General features: G+C 57.3%; 18 protein-coding genes. 4 read left to right on the plus strand and 14 right to left on the minus strand.

Features of this window, described 5'->3' with window-relative positions; all coding sequences use genetic code 11:
* Positions 1 to 25: 25 nt before the first annotated feature.
* The 5 genes from rpoB to ACRZ9U_RS06840 form a co-directional block, all read right to left on the minus strand.
* Positions 26 to 4,162, minus strand: coding sequence for a DNA-directed RNA polymerase subunit beta (gene rpoB, locus ACRZ9U_RS06820; protein ID WP_170406492.1), 4,137 nt, complete (start codon positions 4,160 to 4,162; stop codon positions 26 to 28).
* A 251-nt stretch (positions 4,163 to 4,413) separates the two neighbouring features.
* Positions 4,414 to 4,788: a 50S ribosomal protein L7/L12 gene (rplL, locus tag ACRZ9U_RS06825; protein ID WP_010441182.1), complete on the minus strand. Its 375-nt coding sequence runs from the start codon at positions 4,786 to 4,788 to the stop codon at positions 4,414 to 4,416.
* Between the two features lie 79 nt (positions 4,789 to 4,867).
* The gene (gene rplJ, locus ACRZ9U_RS06830; RefSeq protein WP_170406495.1) at positions 4,868 to 5,386 is read right to left on the minus strand and encodes a 50S ribosomal protein L10; all 519 of its coding nucleotides are present in this window, start codon (positions 5,384 to 5,386) and stop codon (positions 4,868 to 4,870) included.
* Positions 5,387 to 5,901: 515 nt separating this feature from the next.
* On the minus strand, positions 5,902 to 6,822 hold the full coding sequence (locus ACRZ9U_RS06835; RefSeq protein ID WP_170406498.1) for a LicD family protein: 921 nt from the start codon (positions 6,820 to 6,822) through the stop codon (positions 5,902 to 5,904).
* A complete protein-coding gene (locus ACRZ9U_RS06840; protein ID WP_480901493.1) occupies positions 6,819 to 7,391 on the minus strand; it encodes a class I SAM-dependent methyltransferase in 573 nt (190 codons plus the stop codon). Before ACRZ9U_RS06840 ends, ACRZ9U_RS06835 begins: the two co-directional genes overlap by 4 nt.
* An 11-nt stretch (positions 7,392 to 7,402) precedes the next feature.
* Between ACRZ9U_RS06840 and ACRZ9U_RS06845 the strand changes: the two genes are divergently transcribed.
* The gene (locus tag ACRZ9U_RS06845) at positions 7,403 to 7,552 is read left to right on the plus strand and encodes a hypothetical protein (RefSeq protein ID WP_480439580.1); all 150 of its coding nucleotides are present in this window, start codon (positions 7,403 to 7,405) and stop codon (positions 7,550 to 7,552) included.
* Between the two features lie 239 nt (positions 7,553 to 7,791).
* On the opposite strand, the gene rplA is transcribed toward ACRZ9U_RS06845, so the two are convergent.
* A complete protein-coding gene (rplA, locus tag ACRZ9U_RS06850; protein WP_010440987.1) occupies positions 7,792 to 8,490 on the minus strand; it encodes a 50S ribosomal protein L1 in 699 nt (232 codons plus the stop codon).
* Between the two features lies 1 nt (position 8,491).
* Positions 8,492 to 8,941 carry a 50S ribosomal protein L11 gene (gene rplK / locus ACRZ9U_RS06855; RefSeq protein ID WP_010440985.1) on the minus strand — a complete coding sequence of 150 codons (450 nt, stop codon included), beginning with the start codon at positions 8,939 to 8,941 and terminating at the stop codon, positions 8,492 to 8,494.
* 381 nt (positions 8,942 to 9,322) lie between these two features.
* On the opposite strand from rplK, the gene ACRZ9U_RS06860 reads away from it, so the two are divergent.
* Together ACRZ9U_RS06860 and ACRZ9U_RS06865 are read left to right on the plus strand one after the other, a co-directional pair.
* The gene (locus ACRZ9U_RS06860) at positions 9,323 to 10,564 is read left to right on the plus strand and encodes a peptidoglycan-binding domain-containing protein (RefSeq protein WP_170406505.1); all 1,242 of its coding nucleotides are present in this window, start codon (positions 9,323 to 9,325) and stop codon (positions 10,562 to 10,564) included.
* Positions 10,565 to 10,659: 95 nt separating this feature from the next.
* A complete protein-coding gene (locus ACRZ9U_RS06865; RefSeq protein ID WP_170406509.1) occupies positions 10,660 to 11,847 on the plus strand; it encodes an adenylate/guanylate cyclase domain-containing protein in 1,188 nt (395 codons plus the stop codon).
* 47 nt (positions 11,848 to 11,894) lie between these two features.
* On the opposite strand, the gene nusG is transcribed toward ACRZ9U_RS06865, so the two are convergent.
* From nusG to ACRZ9U_RS06900, 7 genes are all read right to left on the minus strand, one after another.
* A complete protein-coding gene (nusG, locus tag ACRZ9U_RS06870) occupies positions 11,895 to 12,428 on the minus strand; it encodes a transcription termination/antitermination protein NusG (RefSeq protein ID WP_152459924.1) in 534 nt (177 codons plus the stop codon).
* A gap of 192 nt (positions 12,429 to 12,620) precedes the next feature.
* Positions 12,621 to 12,818 carry a preprotein translocase subunit SecE gene (gene secE, locus ACRZ9U_RS06875; RefSeq protein ID WP_170398600.1) on the minus strand — a complete coding sequence of 66 codons (198 nt, stop codon included), beginning with the start codon at positions 12,816 to 12,818 and terminating at the stop codon, positions 12,621 to 12,623.
* An 80-nt stretch (positions 12,819 to 12,898) separates the two neighbouring features.
* Complete coding sequence (ccoS, locus tag ACRZ9U_RS06880) at positions 12,899 to 13,057, minus strand: cbb3-type cytochrome oxidase assembly protein CcoS (RefSeq protein ID WP_074737762.1); 159 nt, start codon at positions 13,055 to 13,057, stop codon at positions 12,899 to 12,901.
* Between the two features lie 5 nt (positions 13,058 to 13,062).
* Complete coding sequence (locus tag ACRZ9U_RS06885) at positions 13,063 to 15,240, minus strand: heavy metal translocating P-type ATPase (protein ID WP_170406511.1); 2,178 nt, start codon at positions 15,238 to 15,240, stop codon at positions 13,063 to 13,065.
* Between the two features lie 2 nt (positions 15,241 to 15,242).
* Complete coding sequence (locus ACRZ9U_RS06890; protein WP_170406514.1) at positions 15,243 to 15,701, minus strand: FixH family protein; 459 nt, start codon at positions 15,699 to 15,701, stop codon at positions 15,243 to 15,245.
* A 2-nt stretch (positions 15,702 to 15,703) separates the two neighbouring features.
* Positions 15,704 to 17,131: a cytochrome c oxidase accessory protein CcoG gene (ccoG, locus tag ACRZ9U_RS06895; RefSeq protein WP_170398610.1), complete on the minus strand. Its 1,428-nt coding sequence runs from the start codon at positions 17,129 to 17,131 to the stop codon at positions 15,704 to 15,706.
* Positions 17,132 to 17,242: 111 nt separating this feature from the next.
* Positions 17,243 to 18,121: a LysR family transcriptional regulator gene (locus tag ACRZ9U_RS06900; protein ID WP_170406517.1), complete on the minus strand. Its 879-nt coding sequence runs from the start codon at positions 18,119 to 18,121 to the stop codon at positions 17,243 to 17,245.
* Between the two features lie 101 nt (positions 18,122 to 18,222).
* On the opposite strand from ACRZ9U_RS06900, the gene ACRZ9U_RS06905 reads away from it, so the two are divergent.
* A complete protein-coding gene (locus ACRZ9U_RS06905) occupies positions 18,223 to 18,381 on the plus strand; it encodes a hypothetical protein (RefSeq protein WP_170406520.1) in 159 nt (52 codons plus the stop codon).
* Positions 18,382 to 18,414: the final 33 nt, after the last annotated feature.

The following is an 18,414-nucleotide window of genomic DNA, read 5'->3' on the forward strand; positions in this document are numbered from 1 at the left end:
GGGACGGGAGGAAGGGCCGAGGCCCTTACTCCTCAACCTCCGCATCCAGGAGTTCCATATTCAGGCCGAGGCCACGGACTTCTTTCACCAGAACGTTGAACGATTCCGGTACGCCCGCTTCAAAGTTATCCTCGCCCTTGACGATCGACTCATAGACCTTGGTCCGGCCAGCGACGTCATCCGATTTCACGGTGAGCATCTCCTGCAGGGTGTAGGCGGCGCCGTAAGCTTCCAGAGCCCAGACTTCCATCTCACCAAATCGCTGACCACCGAACTGCGCCTTACCACCCAGCGGCTGCTGGGTCACCAGGCTGTACGGCCCGGTCGAACGCGCGTGGATCTTGTCGTCCACAAGGTGGTGCAGTTTCAGCAGGTACTTGATGCCCACGGTCACTGGACGCGCAAATTGCTCGCCGGTACGACCGTCGAACAGAACCGACTGTCCGCTTTCCGAGAAGCCCGCCCGCACCAGCGCGTCGTTGACGTCAGCCTCTTTGGCACCGTCAAAGACCGGAGTTGCGATCGGAACACCGCGGGTCACGTTGCCCGCAGCCTCGATCAGGCCATCTTCGTCCAGACCGGTGATGCCTTCTTCGTAGACATTCTCACCATAGGCTAGCTTCATCGCTTCGCGTACCGGGGTCAGGTCGCCGGAGCGACGGTATTCACCCAGAGCGTCGTCGATGTTCAGACCCAGACCGCGCGCGGCCCAACCCATGTGGGTTTCAAGGATCTGACCGACGTTCATACGCGAAGGCACACCCAGCGGGTTCAGACAGAAGTCAACCGGAGTACCATCGGCCAGGAACGGCATGTCTTCCATCGGAACAACCTTGGAGATCACACCTTTGTTCCCGTGACGACCGGCCATCTTGTCACCCGGCTGCAGCTTGCGCTTCACGGCGATGAAGACTTTGACCATCTTCATCACACCCGGCGGCAGGTCGTCGCCACGACGGACTTTCTCGACCTTGTCCTCGAAACGGGCGTCCAGAGCACGCTTTTGCACTTCGTACTGCTCGTTCAGAGCCTCGACGATCTGTGCGTCCTGCTCACCTTCCAGTGCCAGCTGCCACCACTGACCACGGGTCAGGGTTTCCAGCAGTTCCTCGGTGATCACCGACCCTGCCTTGACGCCTTTCGGGCCTTTGACAGCGGTTTTACCCAGAATCAGGCCCTGCAGACGCGCGTAGATGTTGCGGTCAAGGATCGCCAGCTCGTCGTCCCGGTCACGGGCCAGACGTTCGACTTCCTCACGCTCGATCTGCAGCGCACGCTCGTCTTTTTCAACTCCGTGACGGTTGAAGACGCGGACCTCAACGACCGTACCGTAGTCGCCCGGCTTCACGCGCAGCGAGGTGTCGCGAACGTCAGATGCTTTTTCACCAAAGATGGCGCGCAGCAGCTTTTCTTCCGGGGTCATCGGGCTTTCGCCCTTCGGAGTGATCTTGCCGACCAGAATATCGCCCGGCTCAACATCCGCGCCGATGTAAACGATGCCCGCCTCGTCGAGGTTGCGCAACGCTTCTTCACCGACATTCGGGATGTCGCGGGTGATCTCTTCCGGACCCAGCTTGGTGTCACGGGCGGCGACTTCAAACTCCTCGATGTGAACCGAAGTAAAGACGTCGTCACGCGCGATACGTTCTGAGATCAGGATCGAGTCTTCGTAGTTGTAACCGTTCCACGGCATGAACGCGACGACCACGTTCTTACCAAGCGCCAGTTCACCCATATCGGTCGACGGACCATCGGCAATGACCTCGCCCTTCTGGACGGTGTCACCCACCTTGATCAGCGGACGCTGGTTGATGCAGGTGTTCTGGTTCGAACGCTGGAACTTGCGCAGACGATAGATGTCAACGCCAGCGTCACCCAGTTCCAGATCTTCGGTGGCGCGGATAACGATACGCTGGGCATCAACCTGGTCGATGATACCGGCGCGTTTCGCCTGAATCGCGGCACCCGAGTCGATCGCAACCTTTTCCTCGATCCCGGTACCGACCAGCGGAGCCTCGGCCCGCAGCAGCGGAACCGCCTGACGTTGCATGTTCGAGCCCATCAGAGCGCGGTTGGCGTCGTCATTCTCAAGGAATGGGATCAGCGATGCAGCAACCGAGACCAGCTGTTTCGGCGACACGTCGATCAGGTCCACATTCTCGCGCGGGGCCAGAGTGTAGTCACCAGCCTGACGGGTCGAAACCAGATCGTTGATGAACTTGCCATCGGCGTCCAGGGTCGCGTTCGCCTGCGCCACGGTGTGACGCATTTCTTCGGTCGCGGACATGTAGTGAACCTCATCGGTCACCTCGGCGTCTTTGACGACGCGGTAGGGTGTTTCGATGAAGCCATACTTGTTCACGCGGGCAAAGGTGGCCAGCGAGTTGATCAGACCAATGTTCGGACCTTCGGGCGTTTCAATCGGGCACATCCGACCATAGTGGGTCGGGTGTACGTCGCGCACCTCAAAGCCCGCACGCTCACGCGTCAGACCTCCCGGGCCAAGCGCCGAGAGACGGCGTTTGTGGGTGACTTCCGAAAGCGGGTTGGTCTGGTCCATGAACTGCGACAGCTGCGATGAGCCAAAGAATTCACGAACAGCAGCCGCAGCTGGTTTCGCGTTGATCAGGTCCTGCGGCATGACGGTGTCGATCTCGACCGACGACATACGCTCTTTGATCGCGCGCTCCATGCGCAGCAGGCCAACGCGGTACTGATTTTCCATCAGTTCGCCCACTGAACGCACACGACGGTTGCCGAGGTGGTCGATATCGTCCACGTCGCCTTTGCCGTCACGCAGTTCCACCAGCGCCTTGATGCAGGCCACGATGTCTTCGCGGCGCAGCGTGCGCAGGGTGTCCGGCGCGTCCAGAGCCAGACGCATGTTCATCTTCACACGACCAACGGCGGACAGGTCATAGCGCTCGCTGTCGAAGAACAGGGTGTCGAACAGAGCCGACGCAGCCTCGACGGTGGGAGGCTCGCCCGGACGCATGACGCGGTAGATGTCCATCAGCGCGCTTTCACGGTTCAGGTTCTTGTCCTGAGCCATGGTGTTGCGCATGTAGGGGCCAACGTTGACGTTGTCGATGTCCAGAACCGGGATGTCGGTGATGCCCGCATCCATCAGGTCCTTGACGGTGCCGCCGATCAGGTCGCCGTCTTTATCATACTCCAGGGTCAGCTCATCACCGGCTTCGACATAGATCGCGCCGTTTTCTTCGTTGATGATGTCCTTGGCGACATACTTGCCGACGATGTTGTCGAAGGGCACCAGCAGGTCGGTAACAGCACCTTCGTCGATCAGCTTCTTGACCGCGCGCGGGGTGACTTTCTTGCCCGCTTCGGCAATCACTTCACCAGATTTCGCGTCGATCAGATCATATGTCGGACGGGTGCCGCGCACACGCTCGGGGAAGAAGGGCGTGACCCAGCCTTTCTTCTTGTCCAGCTTGTAGGACACGGTGTTGTAATACGCGTCCATGATCGCTTCCTGATCCAGACCCAGCGCGTACAGCAGGGTGGTCACAGGCAGTTTGCGGCGACGGTCGATACGGGCGAAGACGATGTCCTTGGCGTCGAACTCGAAGTCCAGCCAGCTGCCGCGATACGGGATGATGCGGCAAGCAAAAAGCAGTTTGCCCGAGGAATGGGTTTTGCCCTTGTCGTGGTCAAAGAACACACCGGGCGAGCGGTGCATCTGGGACACGATCACACGCTCGGTGCCGTTCACGATGAAGGTACCATTCGGCGTCATCAGGGGCATGTCGCCCATGAACACGTCCTGTTCTTTGATGTCTTTGACCGATTTCGCGCCGGTGTCCTCATCGACATCAAACACGATCAGGCGCAGTGTGACCTTCAGCGGCGCGCTGTAGGTCATGTCGCGCTGCATGCACTCTTCGACGTCGTATTTGGGTTTTTCCAGATCGTATTTCACGAACTCCAGAACGGAGGTTTCGTTGAAATCCTTGATCGGGAAAACCGACTGGAACACACCTTTGATGCCTTCGCCGTCTGTGGGCTGTTCTGCATCGCCGGAGCGCAGGAAAAGATCATAAGAAGATTTCTGCACCTCAATGAGGTTCGGCATCTCCAGCACTTCGCGGATTTTGCCGTAATATTTACGAAGACGTTTCTGGCCAAGGAACGTTTGAGCCATGTCAGATGTCACCTTTCGATGTTCTCAGCGGGCAAAGACACCGTCGGGCCCCGGCATCTTGCACAATCGAGACGACACGTCCGGATCAATTCGTGACCACCGTCCCGAAGGTGGCCTCCCGATCCGAAAACCGTGTCTTAGAAAACGCCCCAGACAATGAGGCCCTTTCTAAGACAGGTTCGGCTGGACCCGGATTTCTCCGGACCCAGCCAAATTTTTGCGGCGCATCAGCGATGCACCTGTCGGTTGGCTTAGGCCAGCTCGACTTCGGCGCCAGCTGCTTCCAGCTTGCCTTTGACTTCCTCGGCTTCGTCTTTCGACACGCCTTCTTTGATCTTGCCGCCAGCTTCGACCAGCTCTTTGGCTTCTTTCAGGCCCAGACCGGTGATGCCGCGAACTTCTTTGATCACGTTGATTTTCGAAGCGCCGGCGTTCTTCAGAACGACGTCGAATTCGGTTTTTTCTTCCTCAGCTGCGCCACCGGCGTCGCCACCAGCTGCAACCATTACGGCGCCGCCAGCTGCAGGCTCGATGCCGTATTCGTCTTTGAGGATAGTTTTCAGTTCTTGTGCTTCCAGCAGGGTCAGACCCACGATGCTTTCTGCGAGTGCTTTCAGATCAGCCATTTTATCAGCTCTTTCCGTTTACAGTGTGTGTTCCAACGTCAGGGTATTTACCCTACGCAGATCATTCAGTGCCAACCGCTTACGCAGCTTCCGCCTTCTCTTCGATGGTGGAAAGGATGCTTGCGATGTTGCTTGCAGGTGCGCCAATCGCGCCGGCGATGTTCGAAGCAGGTGCGCCAATGCAGCCCACGATCGAAGCAATAAGCTCTTCACGAGACGGCATTTTCGAAACGGCTTCAACGCCTTTGCGGTCCAGAGCGTTCTCGCCCATTGCACCGCCGAGGATTTCAAAATTCTTGTTATCCTTGGCGAAGTCCTCGGCCACCTTGGCTGCTGCCACGGGATCCTCGGAATAGGTCAGAACGGTCATCCCTGTCAGCAGGTCGGCCATGCTTTCACACGGCTTACCCTCAAGGGCGATTTTGGCGAGCCTGTTCTTGGCAACACGCACGGCACCACCCGCGTCACGAGCACGTGCGCGAAGGTCCTGCATCTCGGCAACTGTCAGACCGGCGTAGTGCGAAACCACTACGACGCCAGAGCTTTCGAAGATTTGGCCGAGTTCCTCGACCACTTTCTCTTTCTGGGCTCTATCCACAGTTCTCTCCAAGTTAGGGGCGATATCTCACCCCGGCTCATATTTGCCGCAGCTTTCGCTCCGGCGTTCAGGTCCGTTGTTACGGGATTGGCCAAAATGCGCCCGAGGATCGTGACCCTCAGAATTCTTTGGTCTTACCCGTCTCAGGCAGGGAATTAAGGGGCCAGATGGACCCACCCACCGTCTTGGACGAAACAAAATAAAGCGCACGACGAATCGCACGCTTTATTCCGTGGCTCTACTTAGGACAGATGGGCCGCGTTTCCAAGGGGTAAATTTAGGTGACTCGCGTCTTCTGCGCAGAGGAAGCCACATAGCTGGAAATGTTCTGAGACCTCTTGGTTATTGGGAAACAAGCCGACATTAAGGCTTGCAGAATCCGCTGCGCACAAACCATAGCCTCACCCCTCCCGCGACAAAGCGCACATCCCTACATTGATCTGGTCAGGCATACCCCTGACTTACCCCCTTGGCACAAATGTGATTGCAACTTGAGGGCCTATGGCGCGGCGCTTTCAACCGATACTAAAGTCGCGCTGACACAAAGGTGCAAACTTACGGCGCGCCCGTCGCCAATGGAAATGAAAAAGCGGGTCCGGTATCCGCCAATTGTTACCGTAACTTTGGGCCAGCAATGCAGGCGCGTCCTGTGGCAGCATGATTTCACCACCGTTAAGCGATTTGAGTGGGAAAATCGCGCTTTCCGGCAGATCATCAAGTGAGTACGGATACACGCTAAAGCGCCCGTTTTCCGTCCAAGCCGGAAACAGATCGATATCAATACCCAAGTTATTTTTGACTTTGAAGATAGGAATGCTGTTTTTCAGCGAATTGTCATCCAAGCAATCGCTGTCCAGCAACTTTCGCTGATAATCAGCCCATTTTTTTGCGACGCCTTCAAGCGTGGACTCACCCAAATACACCGCAAAATCGACATCGTCATCGTGACCGATCAATCCACCCTCGCGAACATGACCCAACAATGCGCCAGCGTACAGCATGATCGGCTTTCCTAAACGGATTACGGGTTCAAGCTCGGCGTCAAGCTTTGAAAAGATATCATCGCCAGTCTTTTCCCCGAATGTTCTGTTATAGCCATGCGGTGTAATGAAATCGGGGTATAGCGTCTGCTTCACGCGCTCAAAGAACGAGGCAAAGCGCGCCTCTTTGCCCTGATCCGCATAGCGAGTCTCCATATGCTTTAGCCTACCGTGCGTCCGGGCAGGCTTTGTTCTCCCATGGCAGCAAAGAAGGATATAGGTCTCTTCCCAGTCATCAAATAGCGCCTGGTTTTCCAAGCGCTTTATTGGTTCCTTTAGCGAATTGACAGCCAAGCGCGTTTTACGAGGCCGTGGTAGTGCAGTTTGTGCCGCAGCATGGGTGAAAACATGCTCTCGAAGTGAGGCAAGCTCCTTGATTAACTCTTCTTCTGTCATTGTGTTTTTTCATAGATCGCGCGGGCGACGATCGCATCTTCTGTTTTATATTTTGCGAAACCACTGCCTTCGACGCCATAACACTTTCGGAATTCTGAGGCTTCCATTTTTGAATCCAGATCCGTCGCACTTACGTATCGCCGGAAATGCGGCACCGCAATTTTCGTTGTGGCTCGGTCCGCCAACGTTCGATATTCGAACGCTACGACATCGCCAGGCCTGCACTCGCTCCGCAGCGCCCGGATCAGAGCATCTTCTTCATCATCTGTGATCGCATGCAAAAAGAACCGAGCATAAACGCAAACGATTTCAGATCGTCGCTCGAACAACACACGCTCAATCAATCCATCTTCGAGATTGGTCTGAACAAATTCAAGATCGTCGCCGCCCTGCTTTTGTGCATGCTTTTGCGCTGACGCAATCGCTGCCTCAGACGCATCCATGCCGGTCACTTTGAACCCGTGTCGTGAAAAGAAAAAACTGTCACGGGCATTCCCACACCCTACGTCAATGACATGTGACTGCCGATCAATCTCATTTGCTACAAACGCTGCGAATTGCGACGGCAAGGTAAGCTCCCATGACCCTGCCGATTTCGCATAAAACTGGTCCCAAAAGGCGCGTCGATCTTCTGGAAGTGATTTCTGACGAATATTTTGGTTCATTGATGGGTATTCTCGAACAGCTACTACACGGCAATGGGGGAACTGTGTCAGACCGCACCCCCTAGTTCAATCGCTTCTTTAGCCACCGCTGCTGAAGCAGTGAATCTATGTTTGTGTGTATCGCTGCTTTTTAGTCAGCTTAGCTGTAACCGGGTTTGAAATTGGCAAAACTTCAAGATTTCAATTGAGGTGCAAGCAACCGCGCTATCACACAGCTACAGCCTGTTTCTCATGTGGTGCGCAATAAAAATCCCGGGCAGTTCTCACTACCCGGGATCAAGTTCTCAAAGCTAAACGCTAAGGCTTATTCGCCCGCAGCAGCCGCCACGTCCAAAGTCACACCCGGGCCCATGGTCGAGCTCAGCGCGATTTTCTTCATATAGGTGCCTTTGGCACCCGACGGTTTGGCCTTCGCAACAGCCGAGATGAAGGCACGGACGTTTTCGACCAGCTTGGCTTCGTCGAAGGACGCTTTGCCAACACCGGCGTGCACAACGCCGCCTTTTTCCGCTTTGAACTGAACTTCACCACCTTTTGCTGCTTCCACAGCCGCTTTCACGTCCATGGTCACGGTGCCAACTTTGGGGTTCGGCATCAGGTTGCGGGGGCCGAGCACTTTACCCAGACGACCGACGATCGGCATCATGTCCGGGGTTGCAATGCAGCGATCAAATTCGATGGTGCCGCCCTGAATGGTTTCCATCAGATCTTCTGCGCCAACGATATCTGCGCCCGCTTCTTTCGCTTCGTCTGCCTTGGGGCCACGAGCAAATACAGCAACGCGCATCGCTTTGCCGGTACCGTTCGGCAGGCCAACAACGCCGCGAACCATCTGATCTGCGTGACGAGTGTCAACGCCAAGGTTCAGAGCGATCTCGATGGTCTCGTCGAATTTCGAGGTCGCGTTGCCTTTGACCAGGGAAACAGCTTCTTCGACCGACAGGTTTTCCTTGCCAGCGACAGCTTCGCGCGCAGCGCGGGTACGTTTACCGAGTTTTGCCATCTTACTTCACCTCGATGCCCATTGAGCGGGCCGAGCCCAGGATGATCTGCATTGCGCCTTCGACGTCGTTGGCGTTCAGATCTTTCATTTTGGCTTCGGCGATTTCACGAACCTGCTTCGAGGTTACGGTTGCCACGGTCTCACGACCTGGGTTTTCCGCACCACGAGGACGGTTACGCTTGCCAACCGGCTTCAGACCAGCCGCTTTTTTCAGGTAGTAAGACGCGGGCGGCGTCTTGATGTCCATGGTGAAGGACTTGTCCTGATAATAAGTGATCACGGTCGGGCACGGAGCGCCGGGCTCCATGTCTGCGGTCTTGGCGTTGAACGCCTTGCAGAATTCCATGATGTTGATGCCGCGCTGACCCAGCGCCGGACCAACTGGTGGCGACGGGTTCGCCTGACCTGCAGGAACCTGCAGCTTCATTGTACCAGCAAGCTTCTTGGCCATTTGGTTTTCCTTTCAACTTAGGTGAAACGCGTTTCACCCAGACTATGTTGCGTGGTCCGATCCGGGATCGCGATCCCAGCAACCTCCCACGAGAGAATCTCGCCCGAAGACGATAGGGGCGGCATTTACAGCGGAACGGCGGGGTTGGCAAGTGGCCTGCCCTGCTCTCACACATCGAATCAAGCCCCCAAGTGGGTCTCATACGCTCTCGGCGTACAGATCGTTACTAACAAGGTGCGACTGACAGCTCTTAAGAAATTAATATCAATGCAGAATCTGCGCGGTGGTTGCGGGATGGTCGGGTTTTCGCCACCCCCATCACCTCAATACTCGCAGCTGTGCTATACTCGACGAAATTAGTATTTTTGGTGGAGGTTAATTATGATCATTCGTTTATTAATAACAGTTGGCATCGCGCTGTCATTTGCGGCGTTTTCTCCTCAGACCGCGCGGGCCGATGCTGGCGAGATACTGGGCGGTGCTGTGGTTGGTGGCGTCATCGGCTACGCTATCGGCCGGGATCAGCAGAGAAAACAGCAGGCCCGGACGAGGTCAACAACAACACGCACCTATCGCCCCGGAATTCCGTCGACCACACAAGGGGCGCAAACCCAGACCGCGCTCAACTATTTTGGCTACAACGCCGGTCGCGTTGATGGTCAGGTCGGTCGTGGCACGCGGTCTGCGATCGAACGCTATCAGGTCTCGATGGGCTACCCCGTGAATGGCTATGACTTCCAGCCCTATCAGCGCGACTTCCTGATGCAGGCCTATTACTGGGCGACAAGCGGCGGTCAGACGACAACCCAACTCGCAGGCCAACCGCTTTTGATGGAATACCGTCGGCAGATACAAACCGGCTCTGCCCTGGCTGCTGCCCCTCAGGCACCAGCACAAGCCCCAGCAACCACGATTCCGGTTGTGGTTCCTCAAGCTCAGGAACCAGAGCCCGAGGCCAATACAACTGAAACCGCCTCTGCCAGCCTGCCAAGCCTGTTTTCCGGCGGGACCGGCGGCCCATCGCTGGCCAATCGGTGTAGCGGGGTGATGCTGCAGACCTCGACAAACGGGGGCTACACGACGCTGTCAAATATGACGGATGCCGATTTTGCCCTCAGCGAACAGTTCTGCCTTGCTCGCAGCTATGCAATGGCGCGTGGCGAAGATCTGATGGCGGATATCCAGGGGCTGACGCCGGATCAGGTGAGCGCACAATGCGACTCGTACGGCGAAATGTTGGCACCGCAAGTTGATGCGCTTTCGATCAGCTCGAAGGCAGAAGCTGAAACCCAGGTACGCAAGCTTGCGCTGGACTCGGGCCTCAGCCCCGCTGATCTTGCAGCGACAAGCAAGGTCTGTCTGTCGATGGGCTACCGTCAGGACAACATGGACACGGCAGTCGGTTCCGCATTGATGCTAGTCGCGATGGGTGAGCCTGCCTATGGAGAGTTGATCGGCCACCACCTGCGCGAAGGCTTTGGTGTGCAACAGCGTCGCGATCTTGCGATGCAGTGGTACGATGCGAGCCTTTCGGCACTGGATGCCGGTTCGCAAGCCGTCTTCCTGCCGTCCCAGACCGACCGCCCGCAACTGTTGCGTGCGGCTATGGTTCAAGCGCAGTAAGTCGCGCACTCAGTCGTTTCAGCCACTGCGAGGCTGATACAAATAACGCCGCGGTGTCTGTTTGCATCGCGGCGTTCTATCTTGAGGGTGCCACTATGCCGACCCCACCGGAACCGATCCCAAAACAGGACAAGATCGACACTTTGATCGAGTGGATGGTTGACGGTGCCCGCCCAGCTGGAAATGCGGTCGATATCATCGAAGGTATCTGTACCCGTCTGCTGGATGCCGGTGTCGCCATCGACCGGTTCGGTTTGTTCATCTGGACGCTGCATCCCAATCTGATGGGTCGACGTTTCCTGTGGAAAGCGGACGCTGGCGTTGATCGGGTCGACGCGCCGTCTCAATTGTTCAACGAGGCGATCTACACCGATAACCCCCTGCCGCATGTGATCGAGCGTCAGCAACCCATCCGCCGCCATCTGGAAGACCCCAGCTGCCCCGAGGATTACATCATTGTCGGCGAATTGCGCGAGCAGGGCTTCACCGATTATCTGGCGCAACCGCTGATCTATCTCAACGGCGATACCCATGTCTGCACTTGGTCAAGTGCCACGCCCGGTGGGTTTTCAGAGAGTGATCTAGCGATCCTGAGCCGGGTTCGCGGTCCGCTCGCCCGCCTGACCGAGACCTATATGCTGCGGCTCGACGCGACCTACCTGCTGTCGACCTATGTCGGCCGTAACAGTGGCGCCCACATTCTGGACGGTAAAGTACATCGCGGTGATGGCAGCAAAATTGAGGCCGTTATCCTGTTTGCGGATCTCAAGGGATTTACCCGCCTTTCGAATTCGGTTTCCGGCGCTACGCTGGTCCGGCTGCTGAATGACACGTTTGATTGCCTTGTCCCGTCGGTCATGGACCACGGCGGAGAGATTCTGAAGTTCATGGGCGACGGCTTTTTTGCCATCTTCCCTACCAGCACGGATCTTCCGCCAAAGGTGCAGATTCAGGCCGCCATCGCAGCGGTGCGCGAGGGTGTGGCGTCGCTGGCCGAGGCCGATTTCCAGCACAAGCTAGGCGTACGGACTGCGATCCATCATGGTCGCTTCCACTATGGAAATGTAGGTGGCGGGGATCGGCTGGATTTCACGGCCATCGGTCCCGACGTCAATTTGGCGGCTAGACTTGTAGCGGCGGCCACAGACTTGGATTGCGACCATGTCCTTTCGGATACAGCCGCAGCATTTCTCCCGACACTCTGCGAACCGGTCGGAACTGTATCACTTAAAGGTTTTGGTGAGGATCAAACTGTCTGGCAGATGAGCACGCCCCAAACGTAAAAAGGGTGCCCATAAGGCACCCCAAACGATGGTACGATGGAAACCAATCAGCTCTGCTTGGTGACCTGCGTAAAGTCCAGCTCGACCGGTGTTTCGCGGCCAAAGATCGAAACCGAAACTTTCAGTTTCTGGTTCTCGTCGTCCACACCTTCGACCATGCCGTCGAAATCCTCGAACGGGCCGTCGTTGACCTTGACCTTCTCGCCGACCTCGAAGCTGATCATCAGCTTGGGCGCTTCTTCACCTTCCTGAACGCGGTTGAGGATCTGGTTCACCTCGGCGTCGCGCATCGGCATCGGGCGGCCTTGGGGGCCCAGGAAGCCGGTAACGCGATTGATCGAGTTGATCAGGTGATAGCCCTGATCCGACATTTCCATGTGTACCAGCACGTAACCCGGCATAAAGCGGCGTTCGGTGGTGACCTTCTTGCCCCGGCGCACTTCGATCACCTCTTCGGTGGGCACCAGAACCTCGTCGATATCGTCTTCAAGGCCCTGCTCAGCCACCGACGTGCGTATCTGCTCTGCGATCTTCTTCTCGAAATTCGAAAGAACGCTGACCGAATACCACCGTTTCGCCATGAACCTGTCGTCCTTGTTTGCCTTTGGGCTGCGACGCATCGCGCCCTTCGTTGAAATCCTATTGCGTCACCCGGAACAAAAAGCGGCGCGCAGCCCGATTCGCCGCACGCCCATTCCGAATAGTCATGTCACCTACTCTGACATCGCAAGCTGTGCAAGGGGGCAGTCGCGTTTCGGCTTGCCCAAACCGGCTTAGCTAAACGCGCCGAGTACCAGTTGCAGACCGCCGCGAATGCCCAGATCAACCAGCGCAAAGAACACAGCCGTCAGCGCCGCCATGATGAACACCATGACCGTGGTCAACAGAACCTCACGACGGGTCGGCCAGACGACCTTTGCGACTTCGGCGCGGACCTGCTGAATGAACTGGATCGGGTTTAAGGTTGCCATGAGGCTACAATCTCTCTTCTAGCGGATGGGCCGGACATAGCCGGGCATTGCGGCAATTTCAAGGGCTGTTGACGCCTCTGTCAGGGCTTGGGCTTGTCATCCCATTCGTCGCTGAGGATACGGCGCGCATCGCCTTCCGGATCCTCATACTGGTTCGAGCGGACCGTGTAGATAAACGCAACCAAGCCAACCCCGCCCAAAAGCAGGGAAATCGGGATCAGATAGGCAAGCACTTCCATCAGAGTTACCTCAGCCGCAAAGCGTTCAGCGAAACAGTAATCGACGAGGTCGACATCGCCAATGCCGCAATAAGGGGTGTCGCCAACCCGGCAACGGCCAGCGGGACCGCGATGATGTTATAGACAGTGGCGATCCGGAAATTCTCGCGAATCCGACGCGTCGCCCTGACGGCTGTATCGCAAGCCTCAGCGATTGGGGACAGATCATTGCCCAGTAGCACGATATCCGACGCCACCCGCGCGGCATCCAAGGCGCTGGCCGGAGAAATCGAGACATGCGCCGCCGCCAATGCCGCCGTATCGTTCAGCCCATCGCCGACCATCAGAACGTGCCGACCTTGATCACTCAGCTCCTGCACCTTGGCGGCTTTGTCTTGAGGCAAGGCCTGGGCGATCCAGTTCTCAATGCCAAGCTTGCCCGCCAAGGCCTGAACCGCGCCTTGCGTATCGCCCGAAATCAGGATGACGTCTTTGCCTGCCGCACGGAAAGCCGCGACCGCCTCGGCAGCGCCTGCGCGCAGACTGTCGGTAAAAGTAAAGCGCGATGGCGTCCGCGATCCGATTGCGAGCCAGGCTGCGGTCTGCTCACCATCTTCGCCGCCGACCCAGGCCGCTCGACCCAGCCGGACCTGCTGATCGCGGTAAACGCCCTCAGTGCCATATCCCGGCACCTCAACAACATCGTGCAACTTGGCAGGCTTGATCCCGGCCTCACGCGCAGCCTTTGCAAGGGCAAGCGACAAGGGGTGCGAAGACGCTTCGGCTAATGCCAGAGCCACTTGCAAATCGCTACGCGAATGATCACCAAGGTTGGTCAACTCAGGCGCACCGGATGTGAGGGTTCCGGTCTTGTCGAACACCACCGTATCCACTTCGGCCAACCGTTCTAACGCGGTCGCGTGTTTGATCAGCATGCCACTGCGGAACAATCGGCCTGATGCAGCAGTGGTTACCGCCGGCACTGCCAAGCCCAGCGCGCAGGGACATGTGATGATCAAAACCGCCGCAGCGATATTCAGCGCCGTCCGGATATCGCCCGAATAAATATACCATCCTAAGAAGCTGAGCGCGGAGAGTATGTGTACCCCCGGCGCATAAAGCTTGGCCGCCTTGTCTGCCAGCGAGGTATACCGTGACCGGCCCGATTCAGCGATGGCTACCAGATCCGCCATACGGTGCAGCGAGGTATCTTCCCCGACTGCCGTCGCACGGATGGTCAGAGGGCCGGTCAGGTTAACCTCACCTGCACTGACGTTCAGCCCGGCCTCGGCAAAGACCGGGAGGGTTTCCCCGGTCAGCAGCGACCGGTCCAACTCGGACTGGCCCGAGATGATTTCGCCATCCACTGGCATGCGCCCTCCGGGGCGAACCAGAATCAGATCACCCACGTTAAGGCTCGCCACCGCCACTTCCGCTTCGGTCCCATCCACGAGCCGGATGGCGCGCGGGACCTCCAGCGCGGTTAGTTCTTCGGCGGCCGAACGTGCCGCGGCACGGGTGCGATAGTCCAAATACCTGCCCGCTAGCAGGAAGAATGTCAGGGTCAAAGCCGCGTCGAAATAAGCATGTTCACCGCTGAGTGCAGTTTCCCAAAGCGACGTGACCAGAGCTAGCAGTATCGCCAAAACAATCGGCACATCCATATTCAACCGGCGTACGCGCAGCGCGCTCCAGGCGTTGGAAAAGAAAGGCTGGGCCGAGAACGCAATTGCAGGCAGCGCAATCGCCGCAGATATCCAGTGGAACATGTCGCGCGTCGCATCGGTGGCGCCGGACCAGACCGACACCGATAACAGCATCACGTTCATCGAAGCAAAACCCGCCACTGCCAGCCGCATCAGCAGATCGCGCCCGGCCTTATCGGTTTGCGTAGCCGAAAGCGCACCCGGATCCAGTTCGTGGGCTTCAAAGCCAGCGCGCTCCAGCACCGGGATCAGATCGGCGGCGCGCGTATCCGGTGCCGCCTTGATCATCGCGCGTTTCAGCGTGAGATTGACCCGCGCGTCTTCAACGCCGGGATGGGCATTCAACTCACGCTCGACCGTAGAGATGCAGGCCGAGCAGTGGATGCCCGGCAGCGACAGCGCGATCTGCACATCCTCTGGGATTGGCCGCGCCGCTTCCGCCGGGGCTGCGATGCAGCCAGGACAGGCTGCCCGAGATGGAGTGGCTTGCGCAACCATCTCTAACCTTTCACATACAGGGGCACACGTTGCGCGAACTCGGCACCATCTTTTGCTTTGGCCACAAGGCGAATGTTCCAGTTCCCTTCGCCCAGGGCAGCCGGAGCGGCATAGGCGATGCCATCAAAAGTAAAGTCCGGCGAGAAGTCTTCCTTCACATGGGTGGCGCGCCCCACCACGGCCTGCAGATCTGCCACTTCAACAGGGGAACCGGTCTGATCGGTTATGTATAGCACCAGCAGCCCTCCGGTCAGCTCGGCCTTGATGTTCCAACCCAGGGCCTGCTGTTCCTTCAAACGTTCATTGAACTCCTGGCTGGCTACATAAGAGTTCTTCACCTCAAGCCCCGGAAAGGTCTTGATTGCACTATAAGCCAAGACGAGGTTCACCGTGATGATCACGCCAAAGGCCGCGACAAATACCGCCAATGCGTGTTTGCCTGTGAATTGACGTTCCGCCATTCTCAGCTTCCTCGTCCGTTGAAACTGGTATCCTTGTAGGCCCGCTCACCACTTTCCAGATCTTCGACCCAAATGCGAACCGATGTGCTGTCAGCCGCTGCAGGGGCAGTACCCTGCGGAGCGGTGATATAGACGCGGGTCAATTGTGCCGTATCTGCAGTGACATTAACAGTCTCGCCTTCAACACCTTCGATTTCAATCTGCAGCGAAGGATCGCCAGCAATCGTCAGTTTGAATGGCCGATCCTCGCCATGTTTGTTGCGCAGGCGTACATCATAGGTGTTACGGATCGTGCCATCTGAGAGGGTAACGAAAGTCGGGTTCCGCACCGGCGCAACCGTCAAATCGATATCCGAACGAATGAACAGCGCAAAGAGCAATGCAAATCCGACCAGTGACCATAGCGCCGTGTACAGGATCGTGCGCGGACGCAGGATGTGTTTCCAAACGTTTTTGGGTGGCTGACCTTCGCGTTCGCGGGCCTCATCACTCAGCGCCATGTAATCGATCAGACCACGGGGCTTGCCTATCTTGGCCATCATGTCATCGCAGGCGTCGATGCAAAGTGCACAGGTAATGCATTCCAGTTGCTGACCGTCTCGGATGTCGATCCCTACCGGGCAGACATTGACGCAAGCCATACAATCGATGCAATCGCCCAGCTCGCTGTCAGCCGTACGTTTGCCTTTGCCGCGTGGTTCACCCCGCCATTCGCGATATCCGACGACCAGGGTATCCTCGTCCATCATCGCGGCCTGTATGCGCGGCCATGGGCAGGCATAGATGCAGATTTGTTCGCGTGCAAAGCCACCGAAGAAAAACGTGGTGCCGGTCAGAATCAGCATCGTCGTATAGGCCACTGGATGCGCGTTTCCGGTGACCAGATCACGCGCCAGAGTTGGTGCATCCGCAAAATAGAAAACCCAGGCGCCACCGGTCGCGAGCCCGATGAAGAACCAAGCGACCCACTTGGTCAGGCGCAGCCGCGCCTTGCGGAAATCCAGCTTTTTCTGCCTGTGCAGACGCAGGCGCGCATTACGGTCGCCCTCGATCCAGCGCTCGACAAGGATATACAGGTCCGTCCAAACCGTCTGCGGGCAGGCATATCCGCACCAGACCCGCCCAAGCGCCGAGGTGAACAGGAACAGACCCAATCCTGCCATGATCAGCAGCCCAGCGACGAAATAGAACTCGTGCGGCCAAATCTCGATCCAGAAGAAATAGAAGCGGCGGTTCGCCAGATCCAGAAGAACGGCCTGATCCGGAAGGCTTGGACCGCGATCCCACCTGATCCAAGGCGTCACATAGTAAATGCCCAGCGTCACCGCCATGATGATCCATTTCAAATTGCGAAACGGGCCGGACACACGTCTCGGGAAAATCGGCTCTCTGGCGGCGTAGAGACTGGGGGTGGGATTGGAATCGCTCACAGGCTGGCTCCGCAACTGGCTATTCTGAGTGTGTGTTCTTCCAGATCACGAGGCAAGGGACTTTGACATGGGTCAAAACGCGCATCGAGCAGACACCTTTAGACGCGTGAATTACTGCTGGCTTCGCGCTTCGCGCCTCAGCCAGTTGATGAAGATTTTCACGGATCGCCTAAGAGCTTGTTTTTGCGTAACTATATGATACCCGCGCGTATCCGGCTCGGCGAACAGTTCGACGATGCGGCCCGCTTTGATGTCCGCTTCGACGAATTGTCGCACAGTGACGGTGACCCCTTGCCCAGACCGCAAACCATCCAGCAGCAGGTTACCGGGAAGCTGCGTACGCCCCGCGCCGCGTTCGGGTCCGACACCTCGCTCAGTCAGCCATTTTGTCCCCTCAGTCGTGCCAATTTCCTCAAGCCACGGCAACTGCGCAAGTTCTGCCGGGGACCAATCGGTCTTGTTACCCAATAGTGTGGGAGAGGCGACGATGACCATCGGCGTCTGCAACAACATCTCACACTCCACCCCCGGCCAACCGCCGGCGCCATAACGGATCGCTACATCCACGCCACCCGGTTGCAGCTCGACCACCTCAAAGGTTGGATCTAGGATCAGGTTTACGTCGGGATGCGTCGCGCGGAAACTCGGCAGTCGCGGCATCAGCCAAGATGCAGCGAAGGAAGACGTCAGCGACACATGAACCGGGCGGTCCTGAGCCGAGCGAGCCAGATCACCCACAGCAGCCTCGATAGCACCAAATCCAAGCTGCAGGGCACGGGCCAGATGCTCACCTTCCGCGGTAAGTGTCAGCGCTTTGCCCGTTCGGTCCAGCAGAGCCGCGCCCAGATGTTTCTCGAGCGCGCGAAGCTGCTGACTGATTGCAGCGTGGCTAACATTGAGCGCAGCACCGGCCTCGACAACACTTCGCTTCTCAGCGAAGGCTGCAAAGGCCCTGAGAGAGGCCAACGGCGGCAGTGATAGCCAGTCCATATGTAAACCCTACTTACACATTGAAATGGTAATTGAGTCGCATTCGGCGTGCGAAAGGTCAATCTTAAAGCTCAGAAACAACTCTGCACAGGAGGGAAACCATGCTGATCGTATTCGCCAGATCTTTTTTGAACGCGACACGCATCAATACGCCTCACATCTACGATGCGCCAAAGCCGGGCCGTCGCAAGCGGCGCTGGTTGCCCGAACATCATTGGTGGAGAGAAAACCCGCGCGATGTAAATCTGAACGATCTTTGATACTGGATTGAATGCCGTATCTGGACCGGCAGA

This window comes from Ruegeria sp. D7, assembly GCF_056534355.1.

Bases quoted from the DNA above. Each gene is read 5' to 3' on its own strand.
- rpoB (WP_170406492.1), bottom strand. From the start codon at position 4,162: ATGGCTCAAACGTTCCTTGGCCAGAAACGTCTTCGTAAATATTACGGC.
- rplL (WP_010441182.1), bottom strand. From the start codon at position 4,788: ATGGCTGATCTGAAAGCACTCGCAGAAAGCATCGTGGGTCTGACCCTG.
- ACRZ9U_RS06835 (WP_170406498.1), bottom strand. From the start codon at position 6,822: ATGACAGAAGAAGAGTTAATCAAGGAGCTTGCCTCACTTCGAGAGCAT.
- ACRZ9U_RS06845 (WP_480439580.1), top strand. From the start codon at position 7,403: ATGACCCTGCCGATTTCGCATAAAACTGGTCCCAAAAGGCGCGTCGAT.
- rplA (WP_010440987.1), bottom strand. From the start codon at position 8,490: ATGGCAAAACTCGGTAAACGTACCCGCGCTGCGCGCGAAGCTGTCGCT.
- rplK (WP_010440985.1), bottom strand. From the start codon at position 8,941: ATGGCCAAGAAGCTTGCTGGTACAATGAAGCTGCAGGTTCCTGCAGGT.
- ACRZ9U_RS06860 (WP_170406505.1), top strand. From the start codon at position 9,323: ATGATCATTCGTTTATTAATAACAGTTGGCATCGCGCTGTCATTTGCG.
- ACRZ9U_RS06865 (WP_170406509.1), top strand. From the start codon at position 10,660: ATGCCGACCCCACCGGAACCGATCCCAAAACAGGACAAGATCGACACT.
- nusG (WP_152459924.1), bottom strand. From the start codon at position 12,428: ATGGCGAAACGGTGGTATTCGGTCAGCGTTCTTTCGAATTTCGAGAAG.
- secE (WP_170398600.1), bottom strand. From the start codon at position 12,818: ATGGCAACCTTAAACCCGATCCAGTTCATTCAGCAGGTCCGCGCCGAA.
- ccoS (WP_074737762.1), bottom strand. From the start codon at position 13,057: ATGGAAGTGCTTGCCTATCTGATCCCGATTTCCCTGCTTTTGGGCGGG.
- ACRZ9U_RS06885 (WP_170406511.1), bottom strand. From the start codon at position 15,240: ATGGTTGCGCAAGCCACTCCATCTCGGGCAGCCTGTCCTGGCTGCATC.
- ACRZ9U_RS06890 (WP_170406514.1), bottom strand. From the start codon at position 15,701: ATGGCGGAACGTCAATTCACAGGCAAACACGCATTGGCGGTATTTGTC.
- ACRZ9U_RS06900 (WP_170406517.1), bottom strand. From the start codon at position 18,121: ATGGACTGGCTATCACTGCCGCCGTTGGCCTCTCTCAGGGCCTTTGCA.
- ACRZ9U_RS06905 (WP_170406520.1), top strand. From the start codon at position 18,223: ATGCTGATCGTATTCGCCAGATCTTTTTTGAACGCGACACGCATCAAT.